At 71.2% G+C, this 17,135-nt stretch carries 10 protein-coding genes; 5 read left to right on the top strand and 5 right to left on the bottom strand.

Annotation, left to right across the window (positions count from 1 at the left end):
• Window positions 1-126 precede the first annotated feature (126 nt).
• On the top strand, window positions 127-1,509 hold the full coding sequence (locus ACWCPM_RS00225; protein WP_450973854.1) for a glycine--tRNA ligase: 1,383 nt from the start codon (window positions 127-129) through the stop codon (window positions 1,507-1,509).
• Window positions 1,510-1,770: 261 nt separating this feature from the next.
• Entirely contained in the window at window positions 1,771-2,061 is a 291-nt protein-coding gene (locus ACWCPM_RS00220; RefSeq protein ID WP_450973853.1) for a hypothetical protein, read from the top strand.
• 117 nt (window positions 2,062-2,178) lie between these two features.
• Here the strand turns inward: ACWCPM_RS00220 and ACWCPM_RS00215 are convergent, their stop codons facing one another.
• Both ACWCPM_RS00215 and ACWCPM_RS00210 read right to left on the bottom strand, forming a co-directional pair.
• Window positions 2,179-3,840: an IS200/IS605 family accessory protein TnpB-related protein gene (locus ACWCPM_RS00215; protein WP_450974080.1), complete on the bottom strand. Its 1,662-nt coding sequence runs from the start codon at window positions 3,838-3,840 to the stop codon at window positions 2,179-2,181.
• Window positions 3,841-4,318: 478 nt separating this feature from the next.
• A complete protein-coding gene (locus tag ACWCPM_RS00210) occupies window positions 4,319-5,770 on the bottom strand; it encodes an MFS transporter (RefSeq protein ID WP_450973852.1) in 1,452 nt (483 codons plus the stop codon).
• A gap of 77 nt (window positions 5,771-5,847) precedes the next feature.
• On the opposite strand from ACWCPM_RS00210, the gene dusB reads away from it, so the two are divergent.
• Window positions 5,848-6,981, top strand: coding sequence for a tRNA dihydrouridine synthase DusB (gene dusB / locus ACWCPM_RS00205; protein WP_450973851.1), 1,134 nt, complete (start codon window positions 5,848-5,850; stop codon window positions 6,979-6,981).
• A 68-nt stretch (window positions 6,982-7,049) separates the two neighbouring features.
• Here the strand turns inward: dusB and ACWCPM_RS00200 are convergent, their stop codons facing one another.
• From ACWCPM_RS00200 to ACWCPM_RS00190, 3 genes are all read right to left on the bottom strand, one after another.
• Complete coding sequence (locus tag ACWCPM_RS00200) at window positions 7,050-9,104, bottom strand: CDP-alcohol phosphatidyltransferase (RefSeq protein WP_450973850.1); 2,055 nt, start codon at window positions 9,102-9,104, stop codon at window positions 7,050-7,052.
• Window positions 9,105-9,239: 135 nt separating this feature from the next.
• Window positions 9,240-11,177 carry an amylo-alpha-1,6-glucosidase gene (locus ACWCPM_RS00195; RefSeq protein WP_450973849.1) on the bottom strand — a complete coding sequence of 646 codons (1,938 nt, stop codon included), beginning with the start codon at window positions 11,175-11,177 and terminating at the stop codon, window positions 9,240-9,242.
• Window positions 11,174-12,556: an MGH1-like glycoside hydrolase domain-containing protein gene (locus tag ACWCPM_RS00190; RefSeq protein WP_450973848.1), complete on the bottom strand. Its 1,383-nt coding sequence runs from the start codon at window positions 12,554-12,556 to the stop codon at window positions 11,174-11,176. The genes ACWCPM_RS00195 and ACWCPM_RS00190 overlap by 4 nt, the downstream gene beginning before the upstream one ends.
• 120 nt (window positions 12,557-12,676) lie before the next feature.
• Here ACWCPM_RS00190 and ACWCPM_RS00185 point away from each other — a divergent pair, with 120 nt between their 5' ends.
• Both ACWCPM_RS00185 and ppdK read left to right on the top strand, forming a co-directional pair.
• Entirely contained in the window at window positions 12,677-13,885 is a 1,209-nt protein-coding gene (locus ACWCPM_RS00185; RefSeq protein WP_450973847.1) for an ROK family protein, read from the top strand.
• A gap of 405 nt (window positions 13,886-14,290) precedes the next feature.
• Entirely contained in the window at window positions 14,291-17,038 is a 2,748-nt protein-coding gene (ppdK, locus tag ACWCPM_RS00180) for a pyruvate, phosphate dikinase (protein ID WP_450973846.1), read from the top strand.
• Window positions 17,039-17,135 lie beyond the last annotated feature (97 nt).

Below are 17,135 nucleotides of genomic sequence, written 5' to 3'. Positions count from 1 at the left end.
CAACAAACGGCCGATCCCGTTCCAGGGGAGCCCCGATTTGGTTCCGGGGGAGTGCGCGCCGGTAACCTGAATCATTCGCTGGAAGCATCTCGCTTCGTCGCCCGTCGTCGTAATGAAGAGAGCACCGTGGCCGCCGACAAGATCGACACCATCGTCAGCCTGAGCAAGCGCCGTGGCTTCGTTTTCCCCTGCAGTGAGATCTACGGCGGTCAGCGTGCCGCCTGGGACTACGGGCCGCTGGGTGTCGAGCTCAAGGAGAACCTCAAGCGTCAGTGGTGGCGCTACATGGTGACGTCGCGCGAGGACGTCGTGGGTATCGACTCGTCCGTCATCCTGGCCCCCGAGGTCTGGGTCGCCTCCGGCCATGTCGCCACCTTCACCGACCCGCTCACCGAGTGCACCTCCTGCCACAAGCGGTTCCGCGCGGACCACTTGGAGGAGGCGTACGAGGAGAAGAAGGGCCGCGCCCCCGAGAACGGCCTCGCCGACCTCAACTGCCCGAACTGCGGCACCAAGGGCCAGTTCACCGAGCCCAAGCAGTTCTCCGGTCTGCTGTCGACGCACCTCGGCCCGACCCAGGACAGCGGCTCCGTCGCCTACCTGCGCCCCGAGACCGCGCAGGGCATCTTCACCAACTTCGCCCAGGTGCAGACCACTTCGCGCCGCAAGCCGCCGTTCGGCATCGCGCAGATGGGCAAGTCCTTCCGCAACGAGATCACGCCCGGCAACTTCATCTTCCGCACGCGCGAGTTCGAGCAGATGGAGATGGAGTTCTTCGTCAAGCCGGGCGAGGACGAGACGTGGCAGGAGTACTGGATGGAGCAGCGCTGGAACTGGTACACCGGCCTGGGCCTGCGCGAGGAGAACATGCGGTGGTACGACCACCCCAAGGAGAAGCTCTCCCACTACTCCAAGCGCACCGCTGACATCGAGTACCGCTTCCAGTTCGGCGGCAGCGAGTGGGGCGAGCTGGAGGGCGTCGCCAACCGCACCGACTACGACCTGAACGCGCACTCCAAGGCCTCCGGCCAGGACCTCTCCTTCTACGACCAGGAGGCCCAGGAGCGCTGGACGCCGTACGTCATCGAGCCCGCGGCCGGTGTCGGCCGGGCGATGCTCGCCTTCCTCCTCGACGCCTACGTCGAGGACGAGGCGCCCAACGCCAAGGGCAAGATGGAGAAGCGGACCGTGCTGCGCCTGGACCACCGCCTCGCCCCGGTGAAGGTGGCGGTCCTCCCGCTGTCCCGCAACCCCGAGCTGTCGCCGAAGGCCAAGGGCCTCGCCCAGGCGCTGCGCCAGAACTGGAACATCGAGTTCGACGACGCCGGCGCCATCGGCCGCCGCTACCGCCGCCAGGACGAGATCGGCACGCCGTACTGCGTGACCGTCGACTTCGACACCCTGGACGACAACGCGGTGACCGTGCGCGAGCGCGACACCATGAAGCAGGAGCGCATCTCCCTCGACCAGATCGAGGGCTACCTGGCCACGCGTCTGCTCGGCTGCTAGTCGCAGGCCCCGCGCCGGAACGCCGGACGGACCGACTCGGTCGGCCCGTCCGGCGTTCGTCATGCCGGGGACGCTCGTCCTGTTTCGTGTCCTGTCCCGCCGCCGTCGGGCCGCTCGTGGCGTCCGCGGACGGCCATGGCGTGCACCGGCCGCGGGTGACGACCTGGCCGCACCGGACGTTCGCGGGGCCGGCCGCGACACCGGGGTGCGAAGCTCGCCCGCAAGGCGGGCGACGATCCGGAGCTGTTCGCGACCTACAGGGTGCTGACCGGTGAGAGCGGCGTGGCGGTCTCGGAGCACATCGCGGAGCTGACCGCCCAGTTGGCCCGGATGGTCGAGGCGGGGGTGGCGGTCGGCGCGTTCACGGCCGCCGACCCGCGGGTCACCGCGAGCGCGGTGTTCGGCACCGGGCGCTGCCACGATCCCTGTCACGCCCCGATGGGGAGCGGCCGGGTGCGGAGGCGACTTCGCTGCGGTGATGGAACTGGTGGTGCGGGGCCTGCGGGCCTAATCCCGGGTGTGGATCAGGTGCTCGGGTCCACCGTCGCCTGATGGGCCTCCGCGAGGTGCTCCTGCGCCTTCAAACAGGGCAGGGCCTTCAAACAGGGCAGGAACTGCGCGCTCCGGCGCCAGCCGCACTGTCGCACCTGATCGTGCGCTGCACCGTTCCTATTCAGTGTGCAGGAGTGGGTCTTGGACCCATTCCTGGTCACTGCGGACATCCCGAACGGTTGTGGATGTCCTGGTCGCCCGCGTTCTCGCCGCGTCCGGCGGCACGGATCGTGTCCGTGGTCCGGGGATGCGGGGGCGGGGTCCCTCACGCCCAGGGGCACGCCGGTCGGCCTGGACGGTCCGATGCCCGTGCGCATCGCTCTGGTGTGCACGGGGCGGTGTCGTCCTCCCCCAGTGCCTTAAGGGCCTGGGAGGTGCCCCCAGCCGGATCGGATGCCCTTGGGCGCGCCTGCCGATCGCGATGCTCGCGGCATCGTGTCGGGTGGTCTTACGGGTGGGGCCGGCCATCGGCTTCTGCCAGTGTTGTGCGCCCCACTTGCTGGTGTAGGCCGGGTCGACGGCGATGACCGTGATGCCGGTGGCGTCGGCCATGGAGGTCAGCCGGGCGCGCAGTCTGCCGGTGGGCATGCCGGAGATGAGCTGCCGGAATCGGCGTCGGCGGCCGTGTTTCTCGCGGGTCTTGTCCGCTGTGAAGTCGAGGTCCTCGACCGCGATGGCCTTGACGCCGCAGGTCTTCGCCCAGTTCAGCAGCCGCGTCAGGGCGTGGCGGACCTGGGCGTCACGATGGTCCGTGCTGCCGGACAGGTCGTAGAAGAAGCGGCGGGGACGGCCGGTCGGGTTGCCGTGGACGTCGAGGCGCCAGGCGGCGAGGTGGTCGGCGTTGGTGTCGACACCGATCACGCCGTGGGCGAGGGCTGCGTCGATCGGGACGGTCTTCGTCGGTGGGAGCTGCCAGGAGGCCGTCACGTACCAGCGTCCCCGCTGGACGTCGTGGTGGATGCGGTAGGCGACCGCCCGGTTGGCCTCGACGCGGTCGGCCCATTCCTGTCCCCGGTGAGGGAAGCGCACCGTGGCGGCGAGTACGTACCGGCCGTGCCCGGCGTTGGCCAGGTTTGCGAGCGGGGCCGGGAGCCTGATCGACACCTCACCCTGCGGCGAGATACGGATCGTCTCGTTCCCGAACCTCTTGCCGGACTCCCCGTCAGCGGACAGGAACCAACGCTCAGCCTCCCAGCGCGTCCGCCACTCGGCCTCGGTGAGCTGCGCCTCGTCGAGATGGTGGCGGGTGCCCAGCAGACGCTTACCGCCCCGCACCACATGCACGACACCCTTGTCCCGGTCGGCGCGGACCGTAGCGAGCCGGTCTTCGAGGACATGGAGGCGGCGCGTCTTGCTGAACCATTCGCGGGTGGAGCGGTAGCCGCCGGGAGCGCGCTTGCTGCCCTTCTCGCCGACCGGGAGCGACAGGCGGTGCCGGATCGTCTGGACGTCGGCCTCGAGAGACTGCACATGCGCTGCCTGTCCGCGCCGGGCCAGCGCCCACTGGTCGTGCGTGGCCTTGGTGATACTCCCCGCCCACCGCGAGGACGACTGGGCCGTCAGCTCCCGCTTCCGCGCCGCCCATCTCTCGGCGGAGTGCGCAAGCCCGTCCACGCACCGGGCTTTGAGGTCTTTCGACGCCAGCGACCCCAGATGCGCGCCCACCAGCCCGAGCACCCTCTTGTCCTCGGGCGTCAGATGCCTCAGACGGTCACGCACCGCCACCCCGGACGGGCCAAGGACGACGAACGGCGCCGCCACCTCCCGCAGCCCACCCACCACGAACACCCTCGCTCCAAGCCAAGACCCGAGACACCCGCCATCACACCCAACGAACACCACCGGGAAAGGTCACCCATTCGAAACAAGAACCCCCGTTCCAAGCACGACCCGTCCATGAACAGCCGAGCCCTCACCCATGCGCACCCGAACCCACTCAAACGCTGTCATCCGACAGCAGCTCACAACCCCCGTGCGCCGGACGCGGACCACGTGCTCCCGTCCGTGCTGGTCCCACCGGCTGACCTTGCTCGTGTCGATCTGCGGCATGACGCCTCCCACGTCCGGTCCGGCGACCTGTTCGCCCGGCTGTCTCCTCGCGCAGCAAGGAGTGTGCAGCAGGATCAACATCAACGGGGATCTCTTCACGTCGAGTTGGCCAAGCTGTGCCCTGGGGCGAGGAAACGGGCCGGGAAAGGCACTGGTGCCGAGTCGGCCGAGGTTCGCCCCGTCGCGGGCAACCTCGACCGACGCGGTACTAGGGACGCTCCGCGGCCCCCACCGTCTGCCGTGCCGCACCCGGCTCCAGCCGCGCGGCGGTCCGCTCGGCCGTCCCGCGGGCCCACCGTCCGCTGGTCAGCACTCCGAAGACCAGGACGGCCGCACCGCACAGCACGAGCACCCACCATCCGGGCCGGGCCGCCGTGACGAACGCCTCCCGGTACGACGACGTCCCGATCCCCGCCGCCAGCACCGCGCCCACCACCGCGACCCCCAGCGTCTGACCGAGCTGGCGGCTGGTGGAGGCGACGGCGGCGGCCACGCCGGCCTGGGCCCGCGGCATCCCCGACACCGCCGTGTTCGTGATCGGCGCGTTCACGAACCCGAAGCCCACGCCGAACAGCACGTACCCGACGAACAGCGTCACGTCGGACGTCTCGCCCTCGAACGCCGCGAACAGCACCGCGCTCGCCGTCATCCCCAGCCCCGCGATCAGCAGCGGCACCCGTGGCCCCCGGCTCCCCACCAGCCGCCCGGCCAGCGGGGCGCACAGGAACATCGGCACCGCCATCGGCAGCATCCACAGGCCGGCGTGGAGCGCGTCCAGTCCCCGGACGTTCTGGAGGTACAGCGTCGACAGGAACAGGAAGCCGCCCAGCGCCGCGAACGCGCTGATCGCTATCACGGTCGCCCCGCTGAAGGGCGCCGAGCGGAAGAAGCGGATGTCGATCAGCGGCTCGGCGCGCCGTGGTTCATAGGCGAGCAGCCCCAGCAGCGCGGCGAGTGCCAGCGCCGCGAAGGGCAGCACCGTCGCGAGCCCGGCGCTCGGCGCCTCGATGATCGCGTAGGTCAGCGCCCCGAACAGCGCGATCACCAGCAACTGGCCCACCGGATCGGGCCGCCTGGCCTTCGGGGCGCGTGACTCGGGGACGAACCGCAGGGTCAGCAGCAGGGCGGCGGCGCCCACCGGGAGGTTGACCCAGAAGATCGCACGCCAGCTCACCGCCTCCACCAGCAGGCCGCCGACCAGCGGGCCCATGGCCATCGAGATGCCCACGACCGCGCCCCACGCCCCGATCGCGCGGGCGCGCTCACGCGGGTCCGTGAAGGTGTTGGTGATGATCGACATCGCCACCGGGTTGAGCATCGAGCCGCCGACCGCCTGCACCATGCGGAAGATCACCAGCGTGTCCAGGTCCGGCGCCACCGAGCAGAGCGCGGAGCCGATGGTGAAGACGACCAGCCCGGCCATGAAGACCCGCTTGCGCCCGATCCGGTCGGCCGTGGAGCCCGCGAGCATGAGCAGGGACGCGAGAACGAGGGTGTAGGCGTCGATCGTCCACTGGAGCCCGGAGGTCCCGGTGCGCAGGTCCTCCTGCAGCGAGGGCAGGGCCACGTTCAGGGCGGTGTTGTCCAGGCTCACGATCAGCAGACTCATGCAGCAGATCGCGAGAACCAGCAGACGGCGGCGTGGGCTGAGCTCCGGCATGGACTCCATCGTACGCTATTTCGATAGTGCGGTTAACTAACGATTTGGGGAAACTCGTCGCACGGCACAATGGGGGAATGTCCACGCCCCTGCAGATCGGTCCGCACACCGTCCAGCCGCCCGTCGTCCTGGCCCCCATGGCCGGGATCACCAACGCGCCCTTCCGTACCCTGTGCAGGGAGTTCAGCGGTGGCAAGGGCCTGTTCGTGAGCGAGATGATCACGACCCGGGCGCTCGTCGAGCGCAACGAGAAGACCATGCAACTGGTCCACTTCGACGCGAGCGAGCGGCCCCGGTCGATCCAGCTCTACGGTGTGGACCCGGCCATCGTCGGCAAGGCCGTCCGCATGATCGCGGACGAGGACAGGGCGGATCACATCGACCTGAACTTCGGCTGCCCGGTGCCGAAGGTGACCCGCAAGGGCGGCGGCTCGGCCCTGCCGTACAAGCGGAACCTGTTCCGCGCCATCCTGCGCGAGGCGGTCAGCGGCGCCGGTGAGCTGCCGGTGACGGTGAAGTTGCGCAAGGGCATCGACGACGACCACCTCACCTACCTCGACGCCGGCCGGATCGCCGTCGAGGAGGGCGTGGCCGCCGTCGCCCTGCACGGCCGCACCACCGCCGAGCACTACGGCGGCACCGCCGACTGGGACGCCATCGCCCGGCTGAAGGAGCATGTGCCGGAGATCCCCGTGCTCGGCAACGGCGACATCTGGTCGGCCGAGGACGCGATGCGGATGGTCCGGGAGACCGGCTGCGACGGGGTCGTGGTCGGGCGCGGCTGCCTGGGACGGCCGTGGCTGTTCGCCGACCTGGTGGCCGCCTTCGAGGGGCGCGAGCAGGACGTCACACGCCCCGCCCTGGGCCAGGTCGCCGACATCATGGTCCGGCACGCGACGCTGCTCGGTGAGTGGATCGGCGACGAGGCGCGCGGCGTCATCGACTTCCGCAAGCACGTCGCCTGGTACCTGAAGGGCTTCGCGGTCGGCTCCGAGATGCGTAAGCGCCTCGCGATCACGTCCTCGCTCGAGGAGCTGCGCGCCGGGCTGGACGAACTGGACCTCGACCAGCCCTGGCCGGTCGGCGCCGACGGGCCCCGCGGACGTACGTCCAGCAACAACCGTGTGGTGCTGCCGGACGGCTGGCTGAACGACCCGTACGACTGCGCGGGCGTCGGCGAGGAGGCCGAACTGGACACCTCCGGCGGCTGATCACCGCGTCCGCCTCGATCCGGCCGGCCGGTCCCTTCTCGACGGCCGGCCGGCCGGTCCGTCGCCGGTCAGCCGGTCCTGCCCGACGGTGTCGACCCGTACGCCGTCAGGAAGCGGTTGCGGAAGTCGCTCATCTTCCAGACCGGGGTGTCCTGCGTGGGCCGCAGCCCGTCGGTCCAGCCCCAGTCCGCGATCGCGTCCAGCACCTTCGGGTCCTTGGCGACGATCGACACCGGCACGTCCCGGCTGGCGTCGGGGCCGGTCACCTTGGCGAGCGGCTGGTGGTCGCCCAGGAAGACCAGGACGGTGTCGTCGGTGCCGTAGCGCTCGAGCCACTCGGTGAGGCTGGTCACGGAGTACACGACGGACTTGCCGTACTCCTCCTTGGAACGGGCCGCGTCGGACACGATGTCCGTCGCCCGGTTGCCCGCCTTCTCGATGGGCCCGAAGAGCGAGCCGTCGCCCAGGTCCTCCCAGTCGACCATCTTCGGCAGCGGGGCCCATGGCTGGTGGCTGGAGGTCAGGATGAGCTCCGTCATCAGCGGCTTGTCCCGTTCCCTGCCGTGCGCCAGCCGCTCGAACGCCTCCAGCGTGTACTGGTCCGGCATGGTCGACCAGCTGAACTTCGGGCCCTTGTAGCCCAGTTCGAAGGCGTCGTACACGTTGTCCAGGCCGAAGAACCTCTGCTCCGGCCATGCCTTCTGCACGCCCGGCATCACGCCGACCGTGTCCCAGGCGCCGGTCTTCTGGAACACCTTGGTGAGGGTGAGGTGTTCGCCCGTCGTCACGGTCCGATAGCGCTGCTGGGTGTCGATCCACAGGCCGGACAGGAAGGTCGAGTGGCCGAGCCAGCTGCTGCCGCCGAACGTCGCCGAGGTGAGCCAGCCGCTCTGCGCGTGGAAGCCGGCCGCGGCCAGCGCCTCGGTACGGGTGTCCAGGGCCGAGGTGACACCGGGCGCGGTCACCGGGTCCTCGATCGCGGTGCGGCCGTAGCTCTCGATGAAGGCGAAGACGACGTCCTTGCCCCGCAGGTCCGGCACCAACTGATCACCGGGCGTGGCACCGAAGACGTCGTTCCTGGCCTGCTTCGCGAACGCCGCCTCGTCCTTGAGCGTCCACTCCACCAACTGCTGCTTCGCCTGCACGGCCGCGGTGGCCTGGTCGGCGGCCACCGGCACCCCGCCGACGCGGAGTCCCAGGATGGCGCAGGTGATCCAGACGGTGCCGGCGATCAGCGTGGCGCGGCTCGCGACGGCCTTGTCGCGGCCCAGCAGGCCCGCCAGGCGGACCGTCGCCAGTGCCGTGCCCGTGACCAGCAGCAGGACGAGGAGGAACACGGCGACCGTGGCGATCAGCGTGGTCGAACGCCCCATCGTGTCCACCATGTACGACTGCGCGTCGTCCAGCAGTTCCCAGTCCAGGACCGGGTTGAAACCGCGGCCCAGATACTGCTCGAAGCCGAGGTCCAGCAGGTTCACCACGGAAACCGCGCCGAGCACGGCTCCGGCCAGCGCCGCCAGCACCGTCCGTATGCGCCGCGGAGGCACGAGCAGCACCACGGCGGTGACGATCGCCTCGGCGGGAATCCGCAGGAACCGCTCGGGCCGCAGATCCTCCGGCGCGTTGGGGAACAGGAGCGACGCGAACACGAGCAGCACCGCGAGTCCGGTGAGCACCGCCCCCAGGGCGCGGGCGGCGCCGGGGTGGCGGCCACGCCACCCGCGCAGGAGCCTTTGAGGGCGGAGACGAGGTAGGGCGGCGACGAGAGATCGCCGGGAGCGGGAACTCCCACCCGCGGCGGTCCCCCCGTCCCCGTCGCTCCCACCGGCCGCCTCCTCACCGGCCTCGACGGTCTTGACGGCTTCGGCGGTTTCGGCGGTCTCGGTGGTCTCGGCGGTCTCGGCGGTTTCGGTGGTCGCGACGGTTTCAGTGGTCTCGGCGGCTTCGGAGGTATCAGCGGTTTCGACCGCCTCGACCGCCTCGACCGCCTCGACCGCCTCGACCGCCTCGACCGCCTCGGCGGTCACCGGGCCGTCCACGGGCGCCGGTTGCTCCGGTGGCTCGGTGCCTTCGGCAGGATCCGTCGATGCCTCAGATCTGCGCAGGCGCGTGAAGGCGGCCACCAGAGAAGTCCTTCCGTATGCAACGCGGTGGGCGGCGGATCCGCCGTGCGTGGGGGGAGCGAATCCGCCGACCTCCGGTACGGCCACGGTCGCCGCCGCGTTCAGCGCACAGCGGAATATCACCGCCGCCCGGGATCACGCGCCCCCGACGGCCGTCAGCAGAGCCAGCGGTGCCGCGGCCGCCCGTGACTCGCGCACGCACGCGTGCGGATACGGCACCGGCTCGGCGTGCGTGTCCCGGCCGTAGCCGGCGAGCACCTCGGGCAGTCGGTGCCCGGTCGCGGTCGCCGCGTCGATCAGCGCGTGGGCGACGGTGCGGGCCTCGTCGTGCAGCCCGTAGCGTGCGAGGCCCAGGGTGATCAGCGCGTTGTCGTGCGGCCAGACCGAGCCGCGGTGGTACGACAGCGGGTGGTACGCGGCCTGTCCGGCCGCCAGCGTGCGCACGCCCCAGCCGGAGAAGAAGTCGGGCTCCAGCAGACGCCGGCCGACGACCTCGCCGTACTCCTTGTCCAGCAGCCCCGACCAGAGCAGATGCCCGGCGTCCGAGGCCAGCGCGTCCAGCCGGCGGCCCTCGCCGTCCAGGGCGAGCGCGGGGAAGGACCGGTCCGGCATCCAGAAGTCCCGCTGGAAGCGGTCGCGCAGATCACCGGCCGACTGCTCCAGCAGCGCGGCGTACGTCCGGTCGTCCCACACCGTGCGCGCCAGCCACGCCGTGCGGCGCAGCGCGTCGTACGCGTAGCCCTGCGCGCCCGCCGCCATCAGCGGGCCGGACGGGCGGCTGCCGTCGGCGGAGCAGATGGCGCCGGGGGAGTCCTTCCAGTTCTGGTTCGCGAGGCCGCCCTGGTCGGCGCGGTAGACGAGGTAGCCGCGCGAGGTCAGCCCGCCGTGGTCCAGCATCCAGCCGACGGCGGCACGGGCCTGCGGTTCCAGTCGGCGGGCCAGGGCGGTGTCCCCGGTCCGTTCGGTGTACGAACCCAGCAGCACCAGGAACAGCGGGGTCGCGTCCACCGAGCCGTAGTACCGCCCGTACGGCACCTGCCCGAAGTGCGCCAGCTCGCCGTGCCGCACCTCGTGCACGATCTTGCCGGGCTGGGCGACCGAGGCGGGGTCCGTGGCCGTCGCCTGGGTCGCGGCGAGGGCGGAAAGGGTGGCGGCGGCCGGCCCGGGCCGGTACGGCAGGGCGAAGAGCGAGGTCAGCAGGGCGTCACGGCCCAGCAGGGTCAGGAACCAGGGCGCTCCCGCGGCCGGGACGCGCAGGTCCTCGCCGTCCGGGCCGGTGGCCGGCACCTGGAGCGCGGCGAGGTCGGCGAGGCCCCGCGCGCAGGCCGCCGCCAGCTCCGGCCAGCCGGTCGGGAAGGCCACGCCCTCGATGAAACCGCCCTCCATCGCCAGGACCTGCTCGCTCACGGCGGCGGGGGAGCGGGGCACGCGCAGCGCGCGCTTCTCGCCGTGCGGACGGGCGATGACGCGCAGCGTCAGCTCGGCCGTGCCGTGCGGTGCGAGGTCGAGGTTCCACACCAGGCGCCGTGCGCCGGTGCCGGTCTCCTCCACGGCGTCCGGGGCCGGGTCGGCGGTCACCGTCGTGCAGGAGTGCCACTGGCCGCGCCGGTAGGCGAACTCCACTCCGCCGGTGACGGCCTGGCGGGAGCGGACGGCGCCCGTCTTGGCGTAGGTGCGGTGGTCGGAGCGCAGCTCGAACTGGTCGGCGAAGTCGGCGTCGACGGTGAGCGCGAGACGGACCGTGACCGGCGCCGGGCGGTTGCCGGTGACGCGCAGCAGCTCCACGAACGAGCTGTCCGCCACCGCCTGTTCGCGGAAGACCGCGTACGCGGAGGGCTCCTGCCGGCCGCCGCGCGGCACGAGGACACAGCGGGCGGTGTCCCCGTCGGCGACGGGAGCGAGCGCCTCGGGGACATGCCCGTCGACGGTGAGCTGCCAGCGGCTCAGATGGCGGGCGTCGCGCACGAACAGGCCGTCCGGTGAGCCGTGGCCGCGTACGCCGCTGATGTCCCCGCTGTCGCCGACGGCGGCGAACGTCCCTCCGTGCACGAGCAGATGATGCCGGTCCGTCATCCCCGGTCCCCTCCTTCGGCGGCGCCTGCGCCGTGGGTTTTTAACAGGTCGAGTGTGAGTGCGGCGGTCCAGCTGAAGCCGGTCGCGCCGCATGCCTCGCCGGTGTGCGGGTCCACGTACTCCGCGAACCCGGACGCGTCGGCGGTGTCGATCACGGCGTCGCGCAGGGCGTCGGCCCGCGCGGTCGCGCCCTGTGCCCGCAGCCCGCGCTCCAGCAGCCAGTTCGTGTTGAACCACGCCGGTCCACGCCAGTAGCGGTGCGGGTCGAAGGCCGCGCCGAGCAGGTCGTAACTGGGCACCAGCCGGGCCCGGAAGTGCGGCCCGTCGAGGGTGCGCACGAGGGCGGCGACGATCTCGCGGGGGAGGGTGGGCAGGAGGAGGGGGACGAGGCCGGAGACGGCGCGCTCGGGGATCGGCGCGCCGGTGCGCAGGTCCCGGCACAGGAACATTCCCGCCGTCGGGTCCCACAGCCGCGCGACCAAGGCGTCCGTCAGCCGTTCCGCCCGCGTGCGGCGGGCCGTTCCTGCCGCGCCCAGTTCCCCGGCGATCCGCGCGAGCGCGTGCTCGGAGGCGATCAGCAGCGCGTTGAACGCCGGGTCCTCCACCGCGAAGTCGCTCGTCCCGTCGGCGTAGCCGGCGTCGCGGTAGTCCGCCGCCAGCCGTACGTACCGCCCGTAGTCCAGGTCCGTCGGACGGTCCTCGGGGGCGCCGTGGGCGAGGTCGGCGCGGCGGAAGGAGCGGGCCGGGGCCGGGGTGACGCGGGCGAGCGGGGCGTCCCAGCAGGGGCTGTTGTCCATGCCCTGCTCCCAGGGGTGGACCACCGACGCGAGCCCCGCGCCGCCCAGGTCGCGCCGGTGCAGCAGATAGCGGTGCCAGGCCGCCAGCCGCGGGTACACCCCGGCGAGGAAGCCGCGCGCCCGCGACAGCCCGGGGTCGGCACGGTGCACCAGCCACGCCGCCAACGCGTGCACCGGTGGCTGCACGATGCCGGAGGTCTGTACGGTGCGCGGGGCGCCCGCGGCCCGCCCCGCGGCCGAGGAACGCCAGAAGTCGGGGCTCGGGAAGTACGCGTCGAAGGGGACGGAGGGGTTGAAGACGATGTGCGGGACCCGCCCGTCGCCCCACTGGGCGGCCAGCAGCGTCTCCAGCTCCGTCTGGGCCCGTAACGGCGACAGGTGCCGCAGCCCGATCGCGACGAACCCCGAGTCCCAGGACCACTGGTGGGGATACAGCCCGCGCGAGGGCACCGTCGACGTTCCGGTCCAGTTGCCCGCCAGCACGCGCTCGGCCCTGAGGTGCGCGGACTCGGCCCCGGCGGCGCGATCGTATGCGACCGCGCGCGGTGCCGGCCGGTCGGTGAGGTGCGCGGTGCGATCCACTCGGGGCTCCCCGGAAGACGTCCGGCCGGCCGGTTCGGCCCCGGCTACCGTAGAGTTACGTCTATTTAACACGCAAAACCCACTATGTAATGCAGGGTTGGGAAACACAAGGGGGTGCGCATGACCGGACGCAACACGACCCAGGCCAGTGCCGGCGAGCTGCTCGGCCTCGTGCGCAGCGGCCGCGCGACCACGCGGGGCGCGCTCCAGCAGGCCACGGGCCTGTCCCGGGCCACCGTCGGCCAGCGCCTCGACCGCCTCTTCCGAGCGGGCTGGCTGCGCGAGGGGGCCGGCGGCCCGGTGGACTCCCCGCTCGGTGGCCGCCCGGCCATCACCCTGGAGTTCGACGACGAGCACGCGGTGGTCCTCGCCGCCGACCTCGACACCCGCCACGCCCGCGCGGCCGTGCTCTCGCTGACCGGCGAACTGCTCGCCGAGCACGCCGGCACGCTGGTCGTCGAGGACGGACCGGAGCCGGTCCTCGGTGAACTCGGGCGGTGGTTCGCGGACTTGCTGCGGACGGCCGGCCACAGCGCCGACGAGGTGTGCGGCATCGGCCTCGCGGTCCCCGGCCCCGTCGACACCGACACCGGCCGGGTGGTCCAGCCCCCGATCATGCCGGGCTGGGACGGCTACGACATACGCCGCCGGCTGGCCGCGGCGTTCACCGAGCACACGGGCGCCGGACCCGTCCCGGTCCTGGTCGACAACGACGCGAACCTGATGGCCTACGGCGAACAGCGCACCGGTCACCCCGACTGCTCGGCGTTCGTCCTCGTGAAGGTCTCCACCGGAATCGGCGCGGGCGTCGTCGTCGACGGCTCGGTCTACCGGGGCGTGGACGGCGGCGCCGGGGACATCGGGCACATCCGGGTGCCGGAGGGCGCCGACACGCTGTGCCGGTGCGGCTCCTACGGCTGTCTGGCCGCCGTCGCGAGCGGCGGCGCGGTGGCGCGGCGGCTGGCGGAGTCGGGTCTGCCGGCGGCGTCCGGTTCGGATGTGCGCAGGCTGCTGGCGGCCGGGCATCCGGAGGCGGTGGGACAGGCGAGGGCGGCCGGGCGCCGGGTCGGGGAGGTGCTGGCGACCGTCGTGACGCTGCTGAACCCGGGGGTGCTGATGGTGGCCGGGGATCTGGCCGGAACACCCTTCCTGACCGGCGTACGGGAGCTGCTGTACGAACGGGCGCTGCCGCGCTCCACGGCCCGGCTGGACATCGTGACCTCACGGCTCGGGGAGCGGGCCGGGCTGGTCGGGGCGGCCGCGCTGGTCGTGGAGCACCTCTACGCGCCGGACCGGGTCGAGGAGCGACTGCGGGCACTGGGCGTGTGACGAGCACGTTTCCGTCTCTCGACCACGTCCGCATGGTGAAATCCCGTCGCCTGTGGCAGCGTGATTCTCGCCACCTCTGATAAGGGCTGCGCTCAGATGAGCGGATCATGGGCGACTGCACTTCTCCAAAGGCTGGCACTCAGTGCCACCCCTTGATCGTTCATCGATCGAAATCAGACGCGGCGTAGGCCGCTCAGATGAGCACGAAGCCCGGTCTTCGGGTGACACCGCGTTCAAGAAGTGAAAACATGACTGCGTCACCCCATACCAAGCCTTGACTTTCGATCCGGTGGCGGATGACTGGTTACAGGCACATGACGCACAAGTAGACGTACCCAGGCGCCTTCGATCTGGGTATGTTCCTCGCCGTCAGGGCAGCCACCGCGTCCTCGAGGAGTCGAGACCGTGTCGGAAAACAAAGATCCCCAGGTAGCCGAATCCGGCACCGGCGTTGAGGCCGTGAAGTTCGTTTACGACTTCACCGAGGGCAACAAGGACCTCAAGGACCTCCTCGGCGGCAAAGGCGCCAACCTCGCCGAGATGACCAACCTGGGCCTTCCCGTCCCTCCGGGCTTCACCATCACCACCGAGGCCTGCAAGGTCTACCTCGACAGTGGCGAGGAGCCCGCGGCACTGCGTGACGAGGTGAGTGCGCACCTCGACGTGCTGGAGCGGACGATGGGCAAGAAGCTCGGCCAGGCCGACAGCCCCCTCCTCGTGTCGGTCCGCTCGGGCGCCAAGTTCTCCATGCCCGGCATGATGGACACGGTCCTCAACATCGGTCTGTCCGACAAGTCCGTCCAGGGCCTGGCCAAGCAGGCCGGCGACGACCGCTTCGCCTGGGACTCCTACCGCCGCCTCATCCAGATGTTCGGCAAGACCGTCCTCGGCATCGACGGCGAACTCTTCGAGGAGGCGCTGGAGAAGGCCAAGGAGGCCAAGAAGGTCACCGTCGACACCGAGCTGGAGGCCGCCGACCTCAAGAAGCTCGTCACCTCCTTCAAGAAGATCGTCAAGAAGGAGGCGGGCCGGGACTTCCCGCAGGACCCGCGCGAGCAGATGGACCTCGCCATCCACGCGGTCTTCGACTCCTGGAACACCGACCGGGCCAAGCTCTACCGCCGCCAGGAGCGCATCCCGCACGACCTCGGCACCGCGGTCAACGTCTGCTCGATGGTCTTCGGCAACCTCGGCCCCGACTCCGGCACCGGCGTCGCCTTCACCCGCGACCCCGCCTCCGGCCACCAGGGCGTCTACGGCGACTACCTCCAGAACGCCCAGGGCGAGGACGTGGTGGCGGGCATCCGCAACACCGTCCCGCTCGCGGAGCTGGAGCGGATCGACAAGAAGTCGTACGACCAGCTGATGCAGATCATGGAGACGCTGGAGAACCACTACAAGGACCTGTGCGACATCGAGTTCACGATCGAGCGCGGTCAGCTGTGGATGCTCCAGACCCGCGTCGGCAAGCGCACCGCCGGTGCCGCCTTCCGGATCGCGACCCAGCTGGTCGACCAGGGCCTGATCGACGAGGCCGAGGCCCTCCAGCGGGTCAACGGCGCCCAGCTCGCCCAGCTGATGTTCCCCCGCTTCGACGACAGCGCCAAGGTCGAGCAGGTCGGCCGGGGCATCGCGGCCTCGCCCGGCGCGGCGGTCGGCAAGGCGGTCTTCGACTCGTACACCGCCGTGAAGTGGTCCCGTTCCGGCGAGAAGGTCATCCTGATCCGCCGCGAGACCAACCCCGACGACCTGGACGGCATGATCGCGGCCGAGGGCATCCTTACCTCGCGCGGCGGCAAGACCTCCCACGCGGCCGTCGTCGCCCGCGGCATGGGCAAGACCTGTGTCTGCGGCGCGGAGGAGCTGGAGGTCGACACCAAGCGCCGCCGGATGACGGTGCCCGGCGGCCATGTCGTGGAGGAGGGCGACCTCATCTCCATCGACGGCTCCTCGGGCAAGGTCTACCTCGGCGAGGTGCCGGTGGTGCCGTCCCCGGTCGTCGAGTACTTCGAGGGCCGGATGCACGCGGGCGCCGACGACGCCGACGAGCTCGTCGAGGCGGTCCACCGGATCATGGCGTTCGCGGACCGCAAGCGCCGGCTGCGGGTGCGCGCCAACGCCGACAACGCCGAGGACGCGCTGCGCGCACGCCGCTTCGGCGCACAGGGCATCGGCCTGTGCCGCACCGAGCACATGTTCCTCGGCGACCGCCGCGAACTGGTCGAGCGGCTGATCCTGGCGGACACGCAGGCCGAGCGCGAGGAGTCGCTGAAGGAGCTGCTGCCGCTCCAGAAGAAGGACTTCGTGGAGCTTTTCGAGGCGATGGACGGCCTGCCCGTCACCATCCGGCTGCTCGACCCGCCGCTGCACGAGTTCCTCCCCGACATCACCGAGCTGTCGGTCCGGGTGGCCCTCGCGGAGTCCCGTCAGGAGCCGCACGAGAACGAACTCCGCCTGCTCCAGGCCGTGCACCGGCTGCACGAGCAGAACCCGATGCTGGGCCTGCGCGGCGTCCGCCTCGGCCTGGTCATCCCCGGACTGTTCACGATGCAGGTCCGCGCGATCGCCGAGGCCGCGGCCGCGCGCCGGGCCGCGAAGGGCGACCCGCGCGCCGAGGTCATGATCCCGCTCGTCGGCACCGTCCAGGAGCTGGAGATCGTCCGCGACGAGGCCGACAAGGTCATCGCGGAGGTCGAGGCCGCGAGCGGCACGGAGCTGAAGCTGGCGATCGGCACCATGATCGAGCTGCCGCGCGCCGCGCTGACCGCCGCCCAGATCGCCGAGGCCGCCGAGTTCTTCTCCTTCGGCACCAACGACCTGACGCAGACGGTGTGGGGCTTCAGCCGGGACGACGTGGAGGCCTCGTTCTTCACGGCCTACCTGGAGAAGGGCATCTTCGGCGTCTCCCCGTTCGAGACGATCGACAGGGACGGCGTGGGCTCGCTGGTCGCCGCCGCCGTGAAGGCCGGCCGCGAGACCCGTCCCGACCTCAAGCTCGGCGTCTGCGGCGAGCACGGCGGTGACCCGGAGTCCGTCCACTTCTTCCACGAGGTCGGACTGGACTACGTCTCCTGCTCGCCGTTCCGGATTCCGGTGGCGCGTCTGGAGGCGGGCCGCGCGGCGTCGCAGTCGACGGGCAGCGACCACCGCTGACCCAGGGCCCCGAAACCGCCGTTGATCCCGACCCTCACGATCCGGCGGCGGTTCCGGAGTACGAGGAGAGGGCGGCACCCTTGTGCGGGGGTGCCGC

Source organism: Streptomyces sp. NPDC002309 (assembly GCF_053593375.1).
This window is presented reverse-complemented; position numbering and strand designations above follow the sequence as displayed.